This is a genomic window from Andreprevotia sp. IGB-42 (assembly GCF_009848685.1).
In the GTDB taxonomy this organism is placed as follows: Bacteria; Pseudomonadota; Gammaproteobacteria; order Burkholderiales; family Chitinibacteraceae; genus Andreprevotia.
On record NZ_WXTX01000020.1, the window covers coordinates 1 to 21,655 of the forward strand.

At 59.4% G+C, this 21,655-nt stretch carries 16 protein-coding genes, 3 tRNA genes and 1 pseudogene; 11 read left to right on the forward strand and 9 right to left on the reverse strand.

Annotated features, from left to right (window positions below; translation table 11 throughout):
- Positions 1–420 (forward strand): annotated as a pseudogene (locus IGB42_RS20250) (hypothetical protein); the annotation flags it as partial.
- 105 nt (positions 421–525) lie between these two features.
- Here the strand turns inward: IGB42_RS20250 and IGB42_RS20255 are convergent.
- Positions 526–1,323, reverse strand: coding sequence for an inositol monophosphatase (locus tag IGB42_RS20255; protein WP_159675153.1), 798 nt, complete (start codon positions 1,321–1,323; stop codon positions 526–528).
- Positions 1,324–1,798: 475 nt separating this feature from the next.
- Here IGB42_RS20255 and adiC point away from each other — a divergent pair, with 475 nt between their 5' ends.
- Entirely contained in the window at positions 1,799–3,316 is a 1,518-nt protein-coding gene (gene adiC / locus IGB42_RS20260; RefSeq protein WP_159675155.1) for an arginine/agmatine antiporter, read from the forward strand.
- A gap of 30 nt (positions 3,317–3,346) precedes the next feature.
- Positions 3,347–5,656, forward strand: a complete 2,310-nt coding sequence (locus tag IGB42_RS20265; RefSeq protein ID WP_159675157.1) for an Orn/Lys/Arg decarboxylase N-terminal domain-containing protein — start codon at positions 3,347–3,349, stop codon at positions 5,654–5,656.
- Positions 5,657–5,835: 179 nt separating this feature from the next.
- On the opposite strand, the gene IGB42_RS20270 is transcribed toward IGB42_RS20265, so the two are convergent.
- From IGB42_RS20270 to gloA, 3 genes are all read right to left on the reverse strand, one after another.
- Positions 5,836–8,271: a phosphoketolase gene (locus IGB42_RS20270; RefSeq protein ID WP_159675159.1), complete on the reverse strand. Its 2,436-nt coding sequence runs from the start codon at positions 8,269–8,271 to the stop codon at positions 5,836–5,838.
- A gap of 331 nt (positions 8,272–8,602) precedes the next feature.
- A complete protein-coding gene (locus tag IGB42_RS20275) occupies positions 8,603–10,009 on the reverse strand; it encodes a sodium:proton antiporter (protein WP_159675161.1) in 1,407 nt (468 codons plus the stop codon).
- Positions 10,010–10,025: 16 nt separating this feature from the next.
- Positions 10,026–10,415 carry a lactoylglutathione lyase gene (gene gloA / locus IGB42_RS20280; protein WP_159675163.1) on the reverse strand — a complete coding sequence of 130 codons (390 nt, stop codon included), beginning with the start codon at positions 10,413–10,415 and terminating at the stop codon, positions 10,026–10,028.
- Between the two features lie 141 nt (positions 10,416–10,556).
- On the opposite strand from gloA, the gene IGB42_RS20285 reads away from it, so the two are divergent.
- The 3 genes from IGB42_RS20285 to IGB42_RS20295 all read left to right on the forward strand — a co-directional run bounded on the left by IGB42_RS20285 (position 10,557) and on the right by IGB42_RS20295 (position 12,612).
- Positions 10,557–10,632 (forward strand) — tRNA-Lys (locus IGB42_RS20285).
- A 32-nt stretch (positions 10,633–10,664) separates the two neighbouring features.
- A tRNA-Lys gene (locus IGB42_RS20290) sits at positions 10,665–10,740 on the forward strand.
- A 201-nt stretch (positions 10,741–10,941) separates the two neighbouring features.
- Positions 10,942–12,612 (forward strand): LTA synthase family protein, encoded by a 1,671-nt coding sequence (locus tag IGB42_RS20295; protein WP_159675165.1) that lies wholly within the window; start codon positions 10,942–10,944, stop codon positions 12,610–12,612.
- 56 nt (positions 12,613–12,668) lie between these two features.
- Here IGB42_RS20295 and IGB42_RS20300 read toward each other — a convergent pair whose 3' ends face one another.
- The 4 genes from IGB42_RS20300 to IGB42_RS20315 form a co-directional block, all read right to left on the reverse strand.
- Complete coding sequence (locus IGB42_RS20300) at positions 12,669–13,571, reverse strand: Dyp-type peroxidase (protein WP_159675167.1); 903 nt, start codon at positions 13,569–13,571, stop codon at positions 12,669–12,671.
- Positions 13,568–14,149 carry a YqiA/YcfP family alpha/beta fold hydrolase gene (locus IGB42_RS20305; protein ID WP_159675169.1) on the reverse strand — a complete coding sequence of 194 codons (582 nt, stop codon included), beginning with the start codon at positions 14,147–14,149 and terminating at the stop codon, positions 13,568–13,570. Before IGB42_RS20305 ends, IGB42_RS20300 begins: the two co-directional genes overlap by 4 nt.
- Before the next feature lie 15 nt (positions 14,150–14,164).
- Positions 14,165–15,139, reverse strand: a complete 975-nt coding sequence (locus IGB42_RS20310; protein WP_159675171.1) for a quinone oxidoreductase — start codon at positions 15,137–15,139, stop codon at positions 14,165–14,167.
- 136 nt (positions 15,140–15,275) lie between these two features.
- Positions 15,276–15,683, reverse strand: coding sequence for a hypothetical protein (locus IGB42_RS20315; protein WP_159675173.1), 408 nt, complete (start codon positions 15,681–15,683; stop codon positions 15,276–15,278).
- A gap of 67 nt (positions 15,684–15,750) precedes the next feature.
- On the opposite strand from IGB42_RS20315, the gene IGB42_RS20320 reads away from it, so the two are divergent.
- Positions 15,751–17,619, forward strand: coding sequence for a tetratricopeptide repeat protein (locus tag IGB42_RS20320; protein WP_159675175.1), 1,869 nt, complete (start codon positions 15,751–15,753; stop codon positions 17,617–17,619).
- Between the two features lie 79 nt (positions 17,620–17,698).
- Here the strand turns inward: IGB42_RS20320 and IGB42_RS20325 are convergent.
- Positions 17,699–17,774: transfer RNA gene (locus IGB42_RS20325), tRNA-Thr, on the reverse strand.
- 135 nt (positions 17,775–17,909) lie between these two features.
- Between IGB42_RS20325 and IGB42_RS22380 the strand changes: the two genes are divergently transcribed.
- The 4 genes from IGB42_RS22380 to IGB42_RS20345 all read left to right on the forward strand — a co-directional run bounded on the left by IGB42_RS22380 (position 17,910) and on the right by IGB42_RS20345 (position 21,653).
- Positions 17,910–18,317: a pilin gene (locus IGB42_RS22380; protein ID WP_159675177.1), complete on the forward strand. Its 408-nt coding sequence runs from the start codon at positions 17,910–17,912 to the stop codon at positions 18,315–18,317.
- An 83-nt stretch (positions 18,318–18,400) separates the two neighbouring features.
- Positions 18,401–18,811 carry a pilin gene (locus IGB42_RS20335; RefSeq protein ID WP_159675179.1) on the forward strand — a complete coding sequence of 137 codons (411 nt, stop codon included), beginning with the start codon at positions 18,401–18,403 and terminating at the stop codon, positions 18,809–18,811.
- Positions 18,812–18,930: 119 nt separating this feature from the next.
- A complete protein-coding gene (locus tag IGB42_RS20340) occupies positions 18,931–20,799 on the forward strand; it encodes a M48 family metallopeptidase (RefSeq protein WP_159675181.1) in 1,869 nt (622 codons plus the stop codon).
- Positions 20,796–21,653, forward strand: coding sequence for a glycosyltransferase family 2 protein (locus IGB42_RS20345; protein WP_159675183.1), 858 nt, complete (start codon positions 20,796–20,798; stop codon positions 21,651–21,653). The genes IGB42_RS20340 and IGB42_RS20345 overlap by 4 nt, the downstream gene beginning before the upstream one ends.
- Positions 21,654–21,655: the final 2 nt, after the last annotated feature.

Below are 21,655 nucleotides of genomic sequence, written 5' to 3' on the forward strand. Positions count from 1 at the left end.
ACTGCTGCCGAACTGAAAGCCGCCGATATCGCGCTGCTTGAAAAGAAACCCGTGCCGCCGGTGGATGCTGCAACGCTGCAAAAGCAGCAGATCAACGCTGCGGTACAGTCCTGGGCTACTGCATGGAGCCAGAAGGATGTCGATAACTACCTTGCCGCCTACAGCACGCATTTCAGGGCGCCGGTCGGCAAGACCGCTGCTGGATGGGCGGCAGAACGGCGTGCCCGCCTGAGCGTGCCCAAGTCAATTTCGGTCAGCCTGGGCGATATCAAGGTGAGTGAAGCCAGTGCCGGCCTGATGCAGGCGCAATTCCAGCAGCGCTACCAGTCAGACCTGCTGTCCGATGTCACGGACAAGACGCTGCTGCTGGAAAAGAGCGGCGAGCGCTGGCTGATCGTCGAGGAACGCGCCGGTAGCTGATCGTGCTCGTTGATCGCTACCACGCAACATGGCAACAAAAAGCCGCTGCATATGCAGCGGCTTTTTTCATCCGGGCGGGTAGCGCGTGGCTGCTTGCCAATGGCGCTAACGGTTCTGGTCGACCCATTGTCGCCATGGGCCGAACAATGCGTCGTTGCGCGCCGCCACCGCCGAGCGCGACCAGAGGGTATCGCTCCAGTAATCCACGCCATGCAGCGTGCCCAGCACGCAGCCCGCTTCGCTGGCGATCAAAGCACCGGCCGCATAATCCCATAGTCGCTGCGCGCCATGCAGCATCAGGTCGAAGCGCCCGGCAGCCAGATAGCACCAGTCTATGGTGGAGGCGCCGTAGTTGCGCAGGCTGCCGAATGGCGCCGTGCTGACTACACGGGCGGGCAGATGGCCGCCCAGGTATTTGGGTTCGACCACTGCCACTGCATCGGCGATGTGTGCAGGGGCTTCATCGTTGCGGATGGGTTGGTCATTCAGCCACGCGCCATGTCCGGCCGCGGCGGCAAAGCACTCATCCAGTACCGGCACGTACACCACGCCCAGCGTGGATTTGCCGGCGCGCATCAGCGCCACCGAGATCGCAAAGTAAGGCAGCCCGTGCACGAAATTGGTGGTGCCATCGATGGGATCGACCACCCATAGCCCGCCCGGATTGCTGTCCCACAATGCCTGCTGTTCTTCCGCAGTCATTTCCTCGCCCAGCACCGGGTGGGGCGCCAGGCGCGGCAGCAGCACCGCCAGCGCCTGCTGGCTGGCGAGGTCTGCTTCGGTAAACAGGCTGCCATCATGCTTCTTGCCGGCCGCTACCTTCTGGTAGCGCGGCATCACTTCGTCACGTGCTACCGCACGTACCAGGGTTTGCAGGCGGGCAAGCAGGTCTAGGTCGTTCATGGCGGGGCCGCTGTATGGCGATGCATCGATTCTAAGCGCGTTTGCCCCATTGCGAGTATCCGGCCCGTGAATACCTTGTGCCGCTGAGTGATGCGTACCACCACACATCACACTTGCAGATACATGGCGTGGGCATGGCGCGCTGTCTATGCTGTGTTGGCCAGCCCTACAAGCATTGGGCAAGCCCTATTGTGGTTTTTGCCTATGTCGTATGTAAAAAATTGCCTTTAGTATCGTAAGCATGCTGTGCCCGCACCGCGTTGGTGCAAACCCGGGGCAGCCAATTGCGGAGGGGAATGATGTGTATCCATACCCGTTATGCATGCTGCTTGCCGGCACCGGCATGCCTGTCCGGCGCCGCACGATCACGCGTTGTCCCTGCGCCGCTCACACGTTCTTACTCTTGCACATCCTGTAGCACCCACGTGGCGGCAGGCTTGCCTGCGCCTTGTTCCGCAATTCTGGAGTGATCGCAATGGCAGACAACAAGATCGGTGTCGTCGCCGCCACGCTGATGGTGGCCGGCAACATGATGGGTTCGGGGGTATTCATGCTGCCCGCCAACCTCGCCACCACCGGTGGCATCGCGCTGTATGGCTGGTTCATCACCGTGGTGGGCGCAGTGGCGCTGGCGCTGGTATTTGCCAAGCTGTCCGCCATCGACCCCGCATCCGGCGGGCCGTACGCATACACACGCAAGGCATTCGGCAACTACATGGGCTACCAGGCCAACCTGGTGTACTGGCTGGCCAACGTGGTGGGGAATGTCGGCTTGGCAGTGGCCGGCCTCGGCTACCTGTCGCACTTCTTCCCGGCGCTCAAGGATCCGCTGATTTCCGCCATGGCGCAGATCGCGGTGATCTGGTTCTTCACCTACGCCAACATCCTCGGCCCCACCGTGGTTGGCAAGCTGCAGTCGTTCACTACGGTGTTCGCGCTGTTTCCCATCCTCGGCATGGCGCTGTTCGGCTGGTTCTGGTTCAGCGGCGATATCTACGAAGCCGGCTGGAACGTCTCGGGCAAGACCGGCTTCGATGCCGTTGGCGCCACGCTCAACTACACGCTATGGGCTTTTATCGGCGTGGAAAGTGCCTCCGTTTCGGCCGGCGTGGTCAGGGATCCGGCACGCAACGTGCCCATTGCCACCGTAGGCGGCGTGTTGCTGGCGGCGGTGTGTTACGTGCTCAGCTCCACCGTCATCATGGGCATGATCCCCAACAAGGAGCTGATCGCCTCCAGCGCACCGTTTGCCGATGCCGCACGGCTGGCACTGGGCAATACCGCTGCCAATATCGTCGCGTTGTGCGCGGCCATCGGCTGCCTGGGTTCGCTGGCCGGCTGGACCTTGCTGGTGGGGCAAACCGCCAAGGCCGCCGCGGATGACGGCCTGTTCGGCAATGTCTTTGCACGCGTCAATAGCAAGGGCGTGCCCTCGGCCGGCCTCGCCATCGTTGCCGCCATCATGAGCGTGCAGGTACTTGCCACGATGTCGCCCACCGCCAGCGAGCAGTTCGGCAAGATCGCCTCGATCGCGGTGATCATGACCTTGCTGCCGTATATCTACTCGGCGATAGCCATCAAGGTACTCGGCTACAAGAAGATGTCGGATGGTCAGTTCACCTTCTACACCTTCGTCGGCATCATTGCCGCCGTCTACAGCCTGTGGGCGATGGTCGGCTCGGATGGCGAGCAAACGCGCTGGTCGCTGATCTTCGTGGTGTCCACCATCATCTTCTACGAGCTGTCGATCAACCGCACGCGCGAGATGGAAGAAACCGGCATGCATCCGGGTGGCGCGGCACCGCGCTGGATACGCTACGGCACGCTGGCCATCACCATCGGCGCGCTGATCGTCATGTTCTGGATTTCCGTCGGCAAGCATCGTGATCTGACGCTGCACCCACGTGCGCCGCAACCCGTCAGCACGCAACAGGGCACCACCTCGACCGAGCTGCCGCCAGAGCCTGCCGCACCGGCCAGTGCCACCAACTAAGCGCCACCTTATCTAGAAGGAAGCAGAATCATGTCCTTGCAGCAAAAGCATTACAAACTGGGTATGCGGGCGTTGCTGGTGCACGGCGATGCCGATGCGCCCACCGCCATCGGCCGCGCCATCCAGGCGCTGATCATCGAGCTGGAAGCCCGGCTGATCGAAGTCATCGTTGCCACCACTGCGGACGATGGCCGCGCCATCGCCACGTCCGATCCCGCCATCCAGTGCCTGTTGCTCGATTGGGATCTGGAGGGTGGCGATGATCATGCACCCGCGCAGGATGTGCTCGATGGCCTGCGCAGCCGCAATGCCACCGTGCCGATTTTCCTGCTGGCAGATCGCACCAGCGCCGCGCAAATCCCGGTCGATGCGATGCAGAAAGCCGATGACTTCATCTGGGCGCTGGAGGACACCACCGATTTCATCGGCGGGCGCATCGTTGCCGCCATCGAGCGCTACCGCGCCACGGTGCTGCCACCGATGTTCGGTGCGCTGGCGCGTTTCTCCCGCGTGTACGAGTACTCATGGCATACGCCCGGCCATACCGGCGGTACCGCCTTCCTCAAATCGCCGGTCGGCCGTGCCTTCTTCGAATACTTCGGCGAAAGCCTGTTCCGCTCCGACCTGTCGATTTCGGTGGGCGAGCTGGGTTCGCTGCTCGATCATTCCGGCCCCATCGGCGAGAGCGAGCGTTACGCGGCGCGGGTGTTCGGCGCCCACCGCAGCTATCACGTCACCAATGGCTCTTCCACCTCCAACCGCGTGATCCTGATGGCCAGCGTCACCCGCAACCAGATCGCGCTGTGTGACCGCAACTGCCACAAGTCGGCCGAGCATTCAATGACCATGTCCGGCGCCATTCCCACCTACCTGGTGCCGTCCCGCAATCACTACGGCATCATCGGCCCCATCCTGCCCGGCCACCTCACTCCGGCGGCCATCCGCCTGTCCATCGATCAAAACCCGCTGGTCAAGGAAGGGTTGGACCGCACCCCCGTGCACGCCATCATCACCAATTCCACTTACGACGGCCTGTGCTACAACGTGAAGCGCGTGGAAGAACTGCTGGGCCAGAGCGTGGACCGGCTTCATTTCGATGAGGCCTGGTATGGCTACGCCCGCTTCAACCCCATTTACCGCGACCGGCATGCAATGCACGGCGATCCGGCCGAGCACGATGCCAGCAAGCCCACAGTATTTGCCACGCAGTCCACGCACAAGTTGCTGGCCGCGTTGTCGCAAGCGTCGTTCATCCACGTGCGCGACGGCCGCAAGCCCATCGAGCATGCGCGGTTCAACGAATCGTTCATGATGCATGCGTCCACGTCGCCCAACTACGCGATCATCGCGTCCAACGACGTCAGCGCCGCCATGATGGACGGCCCCGGCGGCCCGGCGCTCACCACGGATGCCATCCGCGAGGCAGTGGCGTTCCGCCGCATGATTGCGCGCCTTGCCAACGAGTTTGCCGACAAGGGCGACTGGTTCTTCAACGCCTGGCAGCCTGAAACCGTGATCGATACCCGCACCGGCCGCCGCAAGCCGTTCCATGAGGCCGATGAAGAGCTGCTGATTGCAGAACCGCGTTGCTGGGTGCTGGAGCCCAATGCGCAATGGCATGGCTTTGGCGATATCGAAGACGGCTACTGCATGCTCGATCCGATCAAGGTCTCCATCGTCACGCCGGGCGTGGCACCGGCGGGCGGCTTGCTGCCGGTGGGCATCCCCGCCACCGTGCTCACCGCCTACCTGGATCGGCAGGGCATCGTGGTCGAGAAAACCACCGATTTCACCATCCTGTTCCTGTTCTCCATCGGCGTGACGAAGGGCAAATGGGGCACGCTGGTGAACGCATTGCTCGATTTCAAGCGCGATTACGATGCCAATGCCTCGCTCGAGCAAGTGCTGCCCGATCTGATCGCCGCCCACCCGCAACGCTATCGCGGCATGGGTCTGCGCGATCTGGCAGATACCATGTTCGCCGCGATGAGCGAGCTGAAAACCACGGAGTCGATGTCGCGTGGTTTCTCGCAACTGCCGGTGCCTGATTACAGCCCGGTGGAGGCGTACGAGCAACTGGTGCGCGGCAACGTGGAAACGCTGCCGCTCGATCAGGTGGCCGGCCGCACCGTCGCCACCGGTGTGGTGCCCTATCCGCCGGGTATCCCGCTGCTGATGCCGGGTGAGAACTTCGGTGCTGCCGACAGCCCCTTCCTGGCCTATCTGCAGGCGCTGGAAGCGTATGACCGGCGCTTCCCCGGCTTTACCCACGATACGCACGGCGTCGAGGTGGAAGATGGCGTTTACTACGTGAACTGCATCAAGCCCGTCGCAGCCTGAGCGGCATCGCCTGGCATGAACGGGGCGGCCCTGGCCGCCCCGTTGCCTTTCCGGTATTCCGGCCCGTTGCGGCATTCCCACTTTAGCCAGGCAAAAAAAACCCGCCAATTGGCGGGCTGAGGACTACGAGATGATCGGGTCAGGGCGCTGGCCGGGCAATGTGCACCGCCCGGCTGGCTTCAAAACGGCCACGCCCAGTTTTTCACTTCCGGCATGTCGTCGCCGAACTCGTTGATGTAGTGCTTGTGCTCGATCAGCTTGTCGAGGAACTTCTGCCGTACGTGGGCGCCGATCTTCTGCAGCTTGGGCACGCGGTCGATCACGTCGATGGCCAGGTTGTAGCGGTCCACCTGGTTCATCACCACCATGTCGAACGGGGTCGACGTGGTGCCGTTCTCGATATAGCCGCGCACATGCAGGTTGCTGTGCCCGTTGCGGCGGTAGGTCAGCCGGTGGATCAGCCACGGGTAGCCGTGGAAAGCGAATACCACCGGTTTGTCCGTGGTGAACACTGCATCGAACTCGTGATCGTCCAGTCCGTGCGGGTGCTCGCTCTTCGATTGCAGCGTCATCAGGTCCACCACGTTGACGAAGCGGATCTTCACATCCGGGAAGTGCGTGCGGATCAGATCGGTAGCCGCGAGTGCTTCCATGGTCGGCACGTCCCCAGCACACGCCAGCACCACATCCGGTTCACCACCTTCGTCGTTGCTTGCCCAGTCCCAGATCCCCAGGCCCTTGGTGCAATGCTTGATCGCCTGCTCCATGGTCAGGTACTGCAGCGCCGGCTGCTTGCCGGCCACCACCACGTTCACGTAGTGGCGGCTGCGCAGGCAATGGTCGGTTACCGACAGCAGTGTGTTGGCATCTGGCGGCAGGTAAACGCGGATCACCTCGGATTTCTTGTTCACCACGTGATCGATGAAACCCGGGTCCTGGTGGCTGAAGCCGTTATGGTCCTGGCGCCATACATGGCTGGTCAGCAGGTAGTTGAGCGACGGGATCTCGCGCCGCCACGGGATGTCCTTGGTAGTTTTCAGCCACTTGGCGTGCTGGTTGAACATCGAATCGATGACATGGATGAACGCTTCGTAGCAGCTGAAGAAGCCGTGACGGCCAGTCAGGTTGTAGCCTTCCAGCCAGCCCTGGCAAGTATGCTCGGACAGGATTTCCATCACCCGGCCATTGTCGGCCAGGTGGTCATTGCCGGTGTCTTCCGGGAAGTGCTCGGCCAGCCAGGTCTTGCCGGTGGTATCGAATACATCGGCCCAGCGGTTGGATGCGGTTTCGTCCGGGCCGAAGATGCGGAAGTTCTGCGCGTCGTCGTTTTCTTTCATCACGTCACGCAGCAGCTTGCCCATCACGCGCGTGGCTTCGGCAATCACCGTGCCCGGCTTGTCGAGCTTGACCGCGTACTTGCGGAAGTCCGGCATTTTCAGGTCGCGGCTTACCAGCCCGTGCACATGCGGGTTGGCGCTCATGCGCAGGATGCCTTCCGGAGCCAGCGCCGCCAGTTCGGGCTTGAGCGCGCCGGTTTCGGTAAACAGCTCCTTCGGCTTGTAGCTCTCCAGCCATTTTTCCAGTGCGTCCACGTGTTCCGGCGTCATGTCGGAGAACGGTACCTGGTGGCTGCGCCAGTAGCCTTCCACTTTCTTGCCGTCGATTTCCTTGGGGCCGGTCCAGCCCTTGGGCGAGCGCAGGATGATCATCGGCCAGTGCGGGCGCGTGATCGGCTTGCCGGCCTTGGCTTCCTTCGCGGCCTTGGCGCGGATTTCGCGGATCTCGTCCAGCACCGTATCGAGCGTGGCGGCAAACGCCTGGTGCATGGCCTCGTAGTCGTCGACATCCTTGCCGGTTTCCACGAAGTGCACGGTATGGCCATAGCCTTCGAACAGCTTGGTCAGCTCGTCCTTGGGCAGCCGGGCCAATACGGTAGGGTTGGCGATCTTGTAGCCGTTCAGGTGCAGGATCGGCAGCACGCTGCCATCGCGCACCGGGTTGAGGAATTTGTTGGAATGCCAACTGGTTGCCAGCGGTCCGGTTTCGGCTTCGCCGTCACCCACCACCGCCACTACCAGCTGATCCGGGTTGTCGAAAGCCGCGCCATACGCGTGCGAGATCGAATAGCCCAGCTCGCCACCCTCGTGCATCGAACCGGGGGTTTCCGGCGCCACATGCGAGGGAATGCCACCAGGGAAGGAGAACTGCTTGAACAGCTTCTGGATGCCCGCTTCGCACTGGTCGATGTTCGGGTAGGTTTCGGTATAGGTCCCTTCCAGGTAGCTGTTGGCAACCAGGCCCGGGCCACCGTGGCCGGGGCCGGTGATATAGATCATCGGCTGCTGGCGCTCGCGGATGGCGCGGTTCAGGTGCACGTAGATGAAGTTCAGGCCCGGCGTGGTGCCCCAGTGGCCCAGCAGGCGCGGCTTCACGTGCTCGCGCTTCAGCGGCTTTTTCAGCAGCGGGTTGTCGAGCAGGTAGATCTGCCCGACCGACAGATAATTGGCGGCACGCCAGTAGGCGTGCATCTTGCCCAGCAGGTCTGCCGAAAGCGGTTTGGCGCTGCTGTCCTTCGCGGGGGTCTTGCTGCGGGTTTTGGAGCTGGCTTGAGCCATTGTTTCACCTCGTTGTTTGAGTGATCTCCGGGGCCGGCGGCATAGCCATGCGGGCTGCCGGCCTCGCTGCTGCGGCGTCTGTATCCGGGCGCTGCTTAGAACCCAGTGTAGGACGCTGGTATTTCCGAATACTGATCCAGATCAAGCCCGGCTTGCGGAGCAGGGCGTGAATACTTCCGCCGGGACTGCCACAACTGCTGCCTGCCGCAAGCTTATCCAAAAGACAGTATGGATTTCATCGGGTTCATCCCCAAGTATGGCGAAAGAAAAATGAAAAAAACCGCCGGTTTGCAGCGGCGGTTTTTTGGCCAGGGCAACAAAGCCGGACAGCTTAGAAAAATACCCACGTCATCAGCAGGAACAGCGGGAGCAGGATGGCGCCCGACCACGCCATGAAGCCGAAAAAGCTCGGCATCCTGATGCCGCGCTGCTCGGCAATCGCTTTCACCATGAAGTTGGGCGCATTGCCGATATAGGTATTGGCGCCCATGAATACCGCACCCATCGAGATCGCCAGCAGCGTGGAGGCCATCGGCCCCATCAGGTGCGTGGCGTCGCCATCGGCCAGGTTGAAGAACACCAGGTAGGTGGGCGCATTGTCGAGGAAGCTTGACAGGATGCCGGTCATCCAGAAATACATCACGTCGATGGGTTCGCCGGTGGCGGTACTCACCGTTTTGACCAAGGCCGCCAGGTGGCCGGCCTCGCCAGCACGCAGAATGGCAATCGCTGGCGCAATGGTGATGAAAATGCCGGCAAACAGCTTGGCCACTTCCAGGATCGGGTCCCAGTTGAACTCGTTGCCCGCACGCACCTGCTTGGGCGTGATCCACAGCGACAACAGGCCGATCAGCAGCAGCAGCACATCCCGCGCTGCGCTCTCCAGCGCCACATGCGTGCCGAACATGTCGAACTCCACGCCGGATTTCCACAGGCCGGACATCAGTACCGCCGCCACGATGGCGCCGATCAGCCAGAAATTGCGCTTGCCGTAGAGCTTGAGCGGTGAATCCTTGCTCGGATCACGCGGCAATACGCCTTCCTTCCTGAAGTAATAACTGTCGATCACGAAGAACACCGCCAGCAGCACCACGCTGGCAAACAGCACCGATGGCCACATGTGCTGCACGGTCCAGAAGAAGCTCACGCCTTTCAGGAAGCCCAGGAACAGCGGCGGATCGCCCAGCGGCGTCAGGCCGCCGCCGATATTGGCCACCAGAAAGATGAAGAACACCACCACGTGCACATTGTGCTGGCGGTTGTCGTTGGCCTTGAGCAGCGGCCGGATCAGCAGCATGGCCGCGCCCGTGGTGCCCATCACCGATGCCAGCAGCGTGCCCAGTGCCAGCAACCCGGTATTGAGCTTGGCCGAGCCATGCAGATTGCCCCACACCAGGATGCCGCCACTGACCGTATACAACGCAAACAGCAGCAGGATGAACGGGATGTACTCGGCCAGCAACGCGTGCACAACTACCTGCCCCGCCAGCGTTGGCCCGAATACCCACGCCAGCGGTGCCAGCAGCAATGCCGCCCAGAGCGCGGCGATCTTGCCGAAATGCGTGTGCCAGAAATGCGGCGCCACCAGCGGGAAGATGGCGATGGAAAGCAGGATGCCGGCAAACGGCAATATCCACGCCAGACTCAGCCGGGCGCCATCCAGATCGGCGGCGTGGGCAAGGCCTGGCAGCAGGAGCAAGGCCAGCGTGACAAGGGTAGGGGGCAGGATTTTCAGCATCGGGCCTCGGGCAGGGTTATTGGGTGCGTTGCTGGATGAATTCGATCTTGTAGCCGTCCGGGTCTTCCACGAACGCGATCACCGTGGTGCCATGCTTCATCGGGCCCGGCTCGCGCGTTACCCGGCCGCCCTTGGCACGCACCGCTTCACAGGTGGCGTAGATGTCATCGGTCTCGATGGCGATATGGCCATAGCCATTGCCCAGCTCGTATTTCCCGGTGTCCCAATTGTGGGTCAGTTCGATGACGGCGGTATCGCTCTCATCACCGTAGCCTACAAATGCCAGTGTAAAGCGCCCATCAGGGTATTCGCGCTGGCGCAGCAGGCGCATGCCCAGTACTTCGGTATAGAAGGTAATGGCGCGGTCAAGATTGCCAACGCGCAACATGGTGTGCAGCAAACGCATGCAAGGGCTCCGTGATCCAGAGTGGTGGGGGATGCGTGCCAGTTTACCGGCCCGCCGGCAGGTTGACAGTGACATGTTGCCTGTTTGTGCAAGAAGGTGTTGACAGCTTCGGCTAACGCCCTTTATTATTGCGCCTCTCTTGGGTTGTTAGCTCAGTTGGTAGAGCAGCGGACTCTTAATCCGTAGGTCGAAGGTTCGAGCCCCTCACAACCCACCATTTTCCAAGGCTAGTGCGCAAGCAATAGTTTTGGGTCGTTAGCTCAGTTGGTAGAGCAGCGGACTTTTAATCCGTAGGTCGCAGGTTCGAGTCCCGCACGACCCACCAAAGAAAAGCAGACAAGCCAGTCGAAAGACTGGCTTTTTTGTTTTTCACTTTTCCATACCGTGCCGATTGTCAGTGCTTCACTGCTGAAAAGCGACCATTCGTGCTAATTTCCTCCGGATGACTGGACCAATTCATCCCGCAGGTGGCGTCGCCTCGCTCCCTGCGCCATTCCATTATTTGCCAAACCCGGTGCAGCGCACCATGCTGCGTGCGCACAGCATCTGGCCGGCCTGGCTGCCACGCGTGTTTGCACCGCTGCTGCTGCTGCTGGGTTGCCACATCATTGCCGATGGTGGCGCCTACGCACCGTTGCTGTTCTTCTCCGCATTGCTGTTTGCCTTCCTTGCCATGTTCCTGCAGCGCTGGGCGGCATTTTTCGCGGCGATCGGCATCGAAAGCCTGCTGAACAGTGTGGATGCGGTCAAGCAGGCGATGACCGACGAGCCCATCGTGGCGCGCGACTTGGTCGCGGTATCGCAAGGCGCAGCGCTGACCAGTTATCTGGGTATTGCCATCCTGTGCTGGTCGGCCCTGACGGTAATTGCGTTCGCGGCAGGGCTGTATTACCGGCCGCGTTTCAATGCCTGGCGCTGGCTTGCCGGCATGACCTTGCCGCTGTTGTTGCTGGTGCGGCTGTTCGCGCCTGCGGGCATGCAGCAATACGTGGCGGAGTTCGTCGAAAATGGCGTAGGTGCGCGCTACCTTGCATACAACTTCAAGGAAAACATCCGCCAGAACGGGGTGCTGGCGCATCTTTTCCTGACTGCGGAAAGCGTGGATGTGCCCAAGCCAGGCGCGCACGATTTCTATACGGTGGCGCCATTGGTGCCGGCGGGTACCACCGTGCAGCCCGATATCGTGATGATTCTGTGCGAAGCGTGCTTCAGCAGCCGCGATGACCGCTTCGTGACGCCGCTGGCGCGTCTGGCCGCCAGCGGTTTCCAGCAATCATCGGTGGTCAGCCCGGTCTATGGTGGCGGCACTGCAGAGGCCGAGTTCGAATACCTGAGCGGCATGCCCTCCACGGTATTGCCCGGCATTGATTACCAGAACTTTGTCGATGCCTATCGCGATGATGCCCGCACGCTGGTGGCCAAGCTTGCGCATAGCGGCTATCGCACCATCGGCCTGCATAACTTCCATGCCAACTTCTGGAAGCGCAACGCGGTCTATCCCAAGTTCGGGTTTCAGGAAACGCATTTCATTGACGAAATGCGTTGGCAAAAGCCCGGCTGGCCAGATGATGGGTTGATGTACCAGAAGGCACAGCAGATCTACCGGCAACAGCCGCGGGATGGCCGAACCTTCATGTTCCTGGTCACCGTACGCACGCACGGCTCCTATATCGAGCGCGATGCTGATGGGGGCCGTGGTGATTATGAAGCCCGGCTGGGTGAGGCAGTGAGTGATCTGCAGGGCTTTGTCAAAACCATCGAAGCACAGGCGAAAAAGCGCAAACGCGACGTCATGTTCGTGCTGGTGGGCGATCACAAGCCTTCACTGTCCAAGGCGTTCTTTGACGCCGGAGTGTTCGATCAGAGTTATTTCCGCATGCTGGGCGGTGAGCGCAACGCCGGCTATCAGTTCTCGCTCAAGCTCACGCCCGAGCAGCAGGCGCATCGCGGCGAAGTGCCCTTGTTCGTCCGTTACGCGGCGGAGCCGCAACGCGCGCTGAAGATGGGTGAAATGCTCGCGGGGCGGCCGATGTTTTGCGTACCGGCAGCCATCACCCAGCAGCTGCCGCAACGTGGCATCTATTTCGATACGCTGGCAGCGCGTTGCAGCGTGCCGGTCGAGCAACTGGCAGCCAGCGCCGCGCAAGGCTGGCAGAACGAGTTTCCACGCACGCTGTTTGCAGAGCGCTTGTTCTAGCATCCATCGCCGGGTCGTCCGGTCAGTCGGGCTTGCCGCCGTGGTGAGCCTGCCGCTCAGGCCAGCGAGCGCAGTTTTTCCTGGCTGGGCGCAAACAGCGATGCGCCGGTCACCGCGCGGGTGAAGTTCAGCATGTGATCCACTCGGCCGTCGGTGGTGGGCGCGATCATGCGGGCAAGCATCTTTTCGAATACCGTGGGCGTGTGGCAGTAGCTGACGAAATACAGCCCCTGCTCGCCACCCGGGGCGCCGTAGGGCATGGAGCGGCGCAGCATCGCCAGTTCTTCGCCCTTTTCCTCGATCACCACGCGGCTGATATGCGCGGTCAGCGGCTTGTCTTCATCGGGCAATTCGATGTCATCGGCCTTGGTGCGGCCGATTACTGCTTCCTGTTGCTTGACCGGCAGCTTCTGCCATGGCCCCAGCCGGTGCACGTAGCGCTGGATATGCAGATAGCTGCCGCCAGCCCATTCGCCATCGGCCACCAGTGCGACCCCGGCTTTCTCGTCGCCAACCGGGTTTTCAGAGCCATCCACAAAGCCGGTCAGATCGCGCCCGTCATAGAAACGGAAGCCGGTAATGCTCTCGGTCACTTCCAGCCAGTCGGCCAGCTGGTTCACGCACTGGTCGGCCAGCTCATGCAGCAGGTCGTAGCGCTCGCCGCGCAGGTGCAGCAACACGTCGATCTCGCTGGCCGGGGCAGGGTGGATGGCGCCGGGAACGCGCGGAAAGGCGCGCAGCTCGGCGGGGCGGGTATCGAACAGCTCGCTCCATGCATCCGGGCCGATGGCAATGGTGCCCAGCGTCAGCTCGTGCTGGTTCAATCCACCCAGTTGCTGTGGCAGCATGGCCAGGCAGCGGCGGCTGGCCTGATCGGCGCGGCGGCCGATGCGGCGCCTGAACGCAACGAACAATGCATGGCTGGACGAGTCGGGCAGGATGCCGCTTTGTGGCGTCATGGGGTTTCCTGTGCAAATTCCCAGATGGCAGGCAACCAGCGCGGAAAATGCTGGAAGCTGTGGTCGCCGCCTTCTTCGATGTTCTGCCGGCTGCCCGCGAACTTGGCAACGGCGAGCCGGTAATCCAGAATTTCGTCGCCGGTCTGTGCCAGCAACCAGTAGCGCGATGGATCGCTGATCTCGCGCTCATACAGTTTGAGCGTATCGGCATAGCTCAGGTCGATCTGGTAGAGCTCGCCAGTCTGGTAATTGCGCTGCGGGCCAACGTGCCGCGCCAGTTCTTCATACGGGCGCACGGCGGGGTTGATCAGCACGGCGCGGCCGCCGAACTCTTCGACCGCCCAGGCGGCGAAATAGCCCCCCAGCGAGCTACCGATAAAGAACAGCTGCTCGCCGCGCAGTTTGTCCACTTCTTCGCGGATCAATTCTCCGCAGGCAAGCGGTTCCATCGGCAACTGCGGGCAATGGAAGTAATCGGCCAGGTGTTGCTCGGCCATCCAGACTGCCGTGTCCTGGGCTTTCTGCGAGAACGGGCTGGAAAGGAAACCGTGCAGGTAAATCAAATGCGGAAGGGCCATGTGGCGATCCTGGCGTCAGGTAATCAAAATGGTGGAACCGGTGGTCTTGCGCGCTTCAAGATCAAGATGCGCTTGTGCTGCCTCCGCCAAAGGGTAACGTTGGTGTACTTCTGCAAGGACATCGCCGCGCGATACCGCAGTGAAATAGTCTTCTGCCGTGTCGATGAGTTCCTGCCGGTTCAGCGTGTAATGCGCGAGCGTCGGCCGGGTGAAGAATAGCGAGCCCTTCTGCGCGAGGATGCCCGGTGCAAAAGGCGGCACGGCGCCGGAGGAATTCCCGAAGCTCACCAGCATGCCGCGCGGCGCCAGGCAATCGAGCGATGCGTTGAAAGTGGCAGCCCCTACCCCATCGTAAACCACCGGTACGCCGCGGCCATCGGTGAAAGCACGCACAGCCGCAGCGACGTCATCCTGGCTATAGTCGATCACCAGATCGCACCACTTTGCCGCCTGTTCTGCCTTGACGGCATTCCCCACGGTGCCGATCACGGTGGCGCCCAGTGCGCGCGCCCACTGGCAGGCGATCTGCCCCACGCCGCCGGCGGCGGCATGGATCAATACCGTCATGCCGCTTTCCACCTTGAAGGTGCGCTTGAGCAGGTACTGTGCAGTCATGCCGCGCAGCAACGTACCCGCGGCCACTTCATCGCTGATGGGGGCCGGCACCGGCACCACCCTGCTGGCCGGCATCACGCGGTGGCTGGCGTAGGCGCCGGGGGTGCCACCGGCATACGCCACGCGGTCGCCGGGCTTGAATTCATGCACATCCGCGCCGACGGCTTCGATCACGCCAGCCGCTTCGACCCCCAGCCCACTGGGAAGCGGTAGCGCATAAAGGCCGGAGCGATGGTAGGTATCGATGAAATTGACGCCAGCGGCAAACTGGCGGATCAGTACTTCATCGGCAGCCAGATCGGCGACGGCTTCTTCGGTCAAGGTCAGGACGGAAGCATCGCCATGCTGGCGGATGCGGATGACTGCAGTGTGCATGATTGAACCCGGATAAACGGCAGGTGCCTTCATTCTAGGGCGTATTCATACGACATGCGTTGCTGCACTGCACACACTTATTTGTGTTGTCGCCATGCCGGCTTGAAGCTAGGCGGAAAGCAGCAGGTTTAACGGACTACTTTTTCTTCCGTGTTGGCGACTTTGCCGGCCTGGCCGCTTTGCTGGCCGGTATGGCTGCTTGCTCCGGAGCCGGTGCTGCGGCTGGAGCTGACTGGGGCGTGGTCGGCTTGATCTTGTCGGACAGGCCATACAGGATGCGCTTGACCACTTCGTCGACGGTTTCTTGCGGATAGCCGCCATTCTGCAGCGCCCACTTGACCGCATTCGCACACTTGGCTTTGCGATAGATACCCAGCCGCGGTTTGGTTGCCACGAACTGCAACACCTGCTTTTCCACCGTGGCAATCGCCCGCCCGGCATCCTTGCTGTTCTTGACCGCCGGGTCTGGATAGGCCGCGATGAAATCGTTGATGAGCTGCTGCGTCAGTGCGTTGATCGCACGCATATCGAAGAAACTGAACACGGGGGTTGCCTTTGCTGGAAGTACCGGTTGAAATACCGCGCGCTCACTCTAACAAGGACAGCAGGGCATGCTCAAATTTCTCGCACGCTGGATGGGCCGCCGCTACGCTAGCAAGCTCGCTTCGCAGGGCATGCTGGATGATGCGATCAAGCTGCAGGTAGCGGCGATCCGTGCTGGGGATGAATCGGTCCAAGCCAGGCGTGCGCTGGGAGAGCTTTACCTGCAAAAGGACGATCCGGCGCTCGCCCTGCCACAACTACTCGCTGCGGAGCAGATTGGGACCCCGGATCACCGGCTACTTTCCCAGATTGCATATTGCTGTGAAGCAACTGGTGCACTGGATGTGGCATTCCAGCGCTGGGCCGCTCTCTACGAGGTAGAACGGGACGACGAAAGTTTGCTGCACAAGGCACTGGTTGCGCAGCGACAAGGGTGCCTTGAGCTTGCCCGTACCCTTTACAGGCAGTTGTTGCAGGCAAACCCGGATGAGCCCGTTGCAATGCGTTGCCTTGCCAAGCTGTTGCAAAGTGGCGGTGATAGCGCTGGCGCCCGGCCGTTACTCGAACGCCTGCTCGCTCAATCCCGTAGTGACCCGGAACTACTCTGTCTGATTGGCGAAGGCTATGCGCAGGATGGGCAATTGAGCCAAGCAGAGCCTTATTTCCTGTTGGCGATCGAGGCTGATCCCGATTATGCCAACGCGCTGATCGATATGAGCCAGCTCCGGCATGAACTCAAGGATTATCCGGGCGCTTTGGCTTGGATAGAAAAGGCGCAGGCGCTTGCGCCGAAAAGTGTTCCAGTCTGGAGCCGGGCGGGTGAAACATTGCTGCGCGATGGTCAACTGGTGGCCAGTATCGCCGCTTTTGAGCGTGCCCTAGCCCTTGCCCCGAGTGATGTTGGATGCCTGATCAACCTTGCCGTTGCTTTGGCATTTGACGGCGACTATTTTTCGGCCGAAGGATATCTGCGCCGTGCGACGGCGCTTGCACCGGATTCTGCCGATGCGCATTTCAATTTGTCTTTGGCGCTATTGTCGAAAGGGCAGTATGAGGAAGGATTTGCGCTTTATGAAGCACGCCGTTTTCGCGCAGCCGGCCAATACATCAATGAATCATTGATCGAACCTGAATGGGAGGGCCAGCCCTTGTCCGGAAAGTCCATCAGGATTGTTGCCGAGCAAGGTTTCGGTGACAGCCTGCAGATGATCAGGTTCGCCAGCTGCTTGCATGAGCAGGGCGCGCGGGTCGTGGTGGAAGCGACGAAGCCGTTGCAAAGATTGCTCGCTCATGCTGAGGGCATCTCGGAAAGTGTACTTCAAGGTGATCAGACTTCGCGCTGTGATTATGCAATCCCCATGATGAGCTTGCCTTATCGACTGGACATCGTGATCGAGAAATTGCCAGGCTCTACGCCTTACCTGTACCCGGCACCTGAAGATATTGCTAACTGGGGTGTAAAGTTGGCCGCCGCCAAGGGCCTACGTATCGGCGTAGCTTGGCAGTCCGACCCTGAAAATTGGACCGCGGCGGTCCGTAGCGTCCCGTTTTCACTGCTTGCGGATGCCCTGACGTTCCCTGGGGTAACCCTTGTCAATCTCCAGCTCGGGTATGGCCAGGAAGATTTTGAGCCTGATTCCTCCGAGCAGCGCATCGACTTGATGGCAGAGGTGGGCAGTTTCTACGATACCGCGTGCCTGATCGCCAACCTCGATCTGGTTGTCACCATCGACAGCGCCGTTTCGCATATGGCTGGCGGACTGGGCAAACCAGCATGGCTGTTGTTGCCGCACGCCCCGGATTGGCGATGGCAAGCCGGAACACATGATAGCCCCTGGTATCCGCAGGCCAGATTGTTCCGGCAGCAAAATGCGGGTGACTGGCGTGAACCCGCGCATGCATTGCGTGCAGCAGTGGGTGCCATGATAGCTGACTGATATGCGTCATCTGGGTGCCGTAAATTGTCACCTGCACCAACGAAAAGAAAACCCGGCTTACGCCGGGTTTTCTTTTCGTTGGTGCCGTTGAAGTGAATCGAACACTCGACCTACTGATTACGAATCAGTTGCTCTACCGACTGAGCTACAACGGCGCTAGCGCTAGATTCTAGACGATGCGGTAGCTGAGCTCAATGCCGACTGGAGGCGACATTGTCTGATCTTGCTCATGCTTGGCACGGGGTGTGCTAGTTATGTAATTGTAATTAAACATACCGATGAGGTGTTATATGACACAGCGACTACAGAAAGGTTTTACGCTGATCGAACTGATGATTGTGGTCGCTATCATCGGTATCCTTGCAGCAGTGGCGATTCCCGCTTATCAAAACTATACCGCCCGAGCCCAGCTATCTGAAGCATTTACTCTGCTTGACGGGGTAAGAACACCAGTGGTTGAGGCTTACGAAACAAATGGTGTGTTTACCATCCCGGCAGGGACTGTAAGATCAGGCAAATATGTGAACACCATTCAGGTATCTGCAGGCACTTCCTTGGTCGCTACCTTCAAGGGATCGAGCGTAAGTCCGCAATTAGTTTCAAAGTCAGTCACCTTTACGTACAGCAGCTCCGGGGGAGTTTGGAGTTGTGCCAGTGCGAATATTGCCAGCCAGCTCAAGCCCAAGAGCTGCAGCTGAACATTTTTTTGATTCGGTTGGCACAAGCTTTGCTTAAGTCAACCAAGCGCGGAGCTGTTCCGCACCCTCTAAGGAGATTTGACATGAAAATGCAACAAGGTTTTACGCTAATCGAATTGATGATCGTGGTTGCGATCATCGGCATCCTGGCCGCTGTCGCCATCCCGGCTTACCAAGACTACACCGCCCGTGCGCAAGTCTCTGAAGCATTCACATTGCTGGACGGACTGAAAACACCGGTTGCTGAAGCGTATTCCAATGACGGCGTCATCACCATTCCGGTTGGCTCCGTTCGTACAGGCAAGTATGTGAACGGGATCGCAATCTCCGGTTCCACCCTGATCGCTACTTTCAAGAACCAAAGCGTAAACAACAAGATCAAGCTGAAGACCGTTTCATTCGGGTTCACAACTGCATCCAGCAAGTGGACATGCGGTACTGACCTGCCGGCCGAACTTCGTCCGAAGTCCTGCTCAACAGTCGCACTAAATTAATCTGATTCCTATTCAGATTGGTTTTGCAAGTTGGCCGACACCGAAAGGTGTCGGCTTTTTATTGGGTGATTTTCCGGATATTTTTTTGGTGAAGGGCGGCTATGTGTTCCAGGCAGTACGTGTTTGCAGCTTTGGCTTTACTCGCATGCACATTTTTTTACATGGGAGGCATGCCTGGTGGTTTCCTGCTTGATGACGGCATCAATCTCGAAGTACTCGCACGCGTGGAAGGCTTCAGCATTCCTTCGTTCTTGGACTTTTTTGCCTTGCAGGGCGTGGCCGGACCGACCGGTCGGCCTGTCAGCTTGCTGAGCTTCTACCTGCAATACAAAAGTTGGCCAGATTTCCCCGGGCACTTCAAAGCGGTGAATCTTCTGATTCATCTGCTATGTGGTGTGCTGGTGATGCGTATCTGCTATCTGATCTTGCGCCGTACATCATGGTGTGAGAGTGCCGCCAACATGGCGATCTGGGTGGGCTCCATCTGGTTGCTGCATCCCATCAATGTGTCTACCACGCTTTATGTCGTCCAGCGCATGACCGGCCTCGCCAGCCTGTTCATGCTGGCTGGTTGCGTGACTTATTTCTCACTGCGTGACGACCTTGCGCTTGGCCATGTCCGAAAAGCCTGCTTGAAGGCACTGCTGCTGTTGTTGCCCATCCAGTTGCTGGCTGTGTTTTCCAAAGAATCCGGCGCTATGCTGCCTATTTATCTCTTTGCGATCGAATACACGTTATATGCGGACAGCACCGGTAAATGGCGTACGATATTGCGTGCTTTGCTGTGGATCGCGGTCGTTGCCTTGCTGCTGACGCTGCTACGACCTTTACTGAATCCATCGTTCATTAATCGTGACTTCACTGCTTGGGAACGTCTGCTGACCGAGCCACGCGTGCTATGCGACTATCTGCAGAAAATAGTACTTCCGCGCGTTGGCCAGTTTTCGTTGTTCTATGACGATTTCAGTATTTCGCGCAGCTTGCTTTCCCCTTGGACGACATTGCCTGCCTTGATTGCCATATACGGCTCATTAATCGCCTGCTGGTTGTTGCGCCGCCGTTTTCCTTTGTTTGCACTGGGCGGTTTGTGGTTCTTGCTGGGGCATGCTCTCGAATCGACCAGCTTGAATCTGGAACTGGTTTTTGAGCATCGAAACTATGTGCCCATGATCGGCATTTTGCTATTGCTGGTGTCCGGTATCTCTGAAATTAATAAGAATTTCCGATTGATTGATTTGCGGAAAGTTGTACTGCCAACCTATGTGACCGTATTGACTTTGATGTTGGCCAATGAAACGTCGCTATGGAAGGATGCAGGGAAACTGCAACTGAGCTGGGCGCAGCGCAAGCCTGACTCCCAGCGTGCGCAACATGCCGCTGCAGTGGTGTTGATTAATCAGGGCAAGATTGCGGAAGCATCGGCAATCGTACATGCGGCGGCATTGCAAGACAAAAATGTAGCCGCATGGGCTTTTTATGTGGGGTTACCTTGCTTTGACGCGAACATTTCTGCACCGCCATTATCGGATTTGGTTTTCCGTTTCAAAAGTACTCCCTATTCCTTATGGGTGCCCAATACGATCGAACAAACAACGAGCTGGATAATAGACAAAAGCTGTGCTCGCAGTGATCCGCAATATTTAATTACACTCATCGGCGCTTTACTGGATAATCCCGCTTACCAAGGAGCACGTGCTGATTTGCTGTTTAACAGAGCAAGGCTTTTCGCTTTCACCAAGGACACGGATGCAAGCTTGAAGGATCTGGACGACGCTTATCGTCTTTCCAACCGGGTTGAATATATCCTGATCGCCAGCAGCGCCTTGATCGACGCCGGCGACTTTCCCGCAGCAAAACACTATCTTGAGATGGCGCATAGTGCCATTGCGAGCGGCGACGCTCAGAACTATGCGTTCCGGAAGAATTTGCTCAGCATGGAAAAAAAGTACAATCAAGCCGTTGCCAAGCAGAATAAAGCCACGCTATGAACCTGAGTATCGTCATCCCTGCACGCAACGAGGCCGCATCGCTGCTCAATTTCCTGCCGGCGCTACGCGCTGCCCAGCCGGGGGCGGAAATTATCGTTGTCGATGATGGATCCACGGATGCCACCGCGGAAATCGTCAGGGCTAACGGCATGGAGCTGGTTCAGCATAGCTACGCCCGTGGCAACGGTGCGGCGATCAAAGCTGGCGTGCGCCACGCCAGCGGCGAGGTGATCGTATGCATGGATGCAGATGGTCAGCATCGCCCCGAAGAGATTGATGCGTTGCTGGCACGTCTGGCGGAGGGCTATGACATGGTAGTCGGTGCGCGTAACCGCGCCGGGCAGGCCAGCATGCACCGCTCGTTTGCCAACGGCGTTTATAACCGTTTTGCTTCATGGATGGTCGGTCACCGGATCGAGGATCTGACTTCCGGCTTCCGCGCATTCAAAGCAGAGCAATTCCGCGAATTTCTTTCATTGCTACCCAACGGTTTTTCCTACCCCACCACCAGCACCATGTGTTTTTTCCGCGCTGGCTATGGGGTCAGCTATGTGCCGATCAACGTGTTGCCCCGTATCGGCAAAAGCCATATCCAGCTCACGCGTGACGGGATCCGCTTCTTGCTGATCATTTTCAAGATCGGTACGCTGTTTTCGCCCATCAAGTTATTCGCGCCGATCGCCCTGATGTTTTTGCTGGCGGGGCTTGGCCTGTATGGATATACATTTGCCATAGAACATCGTTTTACCAATATGTCTGCATTGTTGATGTCCAACGCAGTGCTGATTTTCCTGATCGGTCTTGTTGCAGAGCAAATTACCGCATTGATGCACGTCCAGTTGCAAAAGAAATAGCC

Bases quoted from the DNA above. Each gene is read 5' to 3' on its own strand.
- IGB42_RS20255 (WP_159675153.1), bottom strand. From the start codon at position 1,323: ATGAACGACCTAGACCTGCTTGCCCGCCTGCAAACCCTGGTACGTGCG.
- adiC (WP_159675155.1), top strand. From the start codon at position 1,799: ATGGCAGACAACAAGATCGGTGTCGTCGCCGCCACGCTGATGGTGGCC.
- IGB42_RS20265 (WP_159675157.1), top strand. From the start codon at position 3,347: ATGTCCTTGCAGCAAAAGCATTACAAACTGGGTATGCGGGCGTTGCTG.
- IGB42_RS20270 (WP_159675159.1), bottom strand. From the start codon at position 8,271: ATGGCTCAAGCCAGCTCCAAAACCCGCAGCAAGACCCCCGCGAAGGAC.
- IGB42_RS20275 (WP_159675161.1), bottom strand. From the start codon at position 10,009: ATGCTGAAAATCCTGCCCCCTACCCTTGTCACGCTGGCCTTGCTCCTG.
- gloA (WP_159675163.1), bottom strand. From the start codon at position 10,415: ATGCGTTTGCTGCACACCATGTTGCGCGTTGGCAATCTTGACCGCGCC.
- IGB42_RS20295 (WP_159675165.1), top strand. From the start codon at position 10,942: ATGCTGCGTGCGCACAGCATCTGGCCGGCCTGGCTGCCACGCGTGTTT.
- IGB42_RS20300 (WP_159675167.1), bottom strand. From the start codon at position 13,571: ATGACGCCACAAAGCGGCATCCTGCCCGACTCGTCCAGCCATGCATTG.
- IGB42_RS20305 (WP_159675169.1), bottom strand. From the start codon at position 14,149: ATGGCCCTTCCGCATTTGATTTACCTGCACGGTTTCCTTTCCAGCCCG.
- IGB42_RS20310 (WP_159675171.1), bottom strand. From the start codon at position 15,139: ATGCACACTGCAGTCATCCGCATCCGCCAGCATGGCGATGCTTCCGTC.
- IGB42_RS20320 (WP_159675175.1), top strand. From the start codon at position 15,751: ATGCTCAAATTTCTCGCACGCTGGATGGGCCGCCGCTACGCTAGCAAG.
- IGB42_RS22380 (WP_159675177.1), top strand. From the start codon at position 17,910: ATGACACAGCGACTACAGAAAGGTTTTACGCTGATCGAACTGATGATT.
- IGB42_RS20335 (WP_159675179.1), top strand. From the start codon at position 18,401: ATGAAAATGCAACAAGGTTTTACGCTAATCGAATTGATGATCGTGGTT.
- IGB42_RS20345 (WP_159675183.1), top strand. From the start codon at position 20,796: ATGAACCTGAGTATCGTCATCCCTGCACGCAACGAGGCCGCATCGCTG.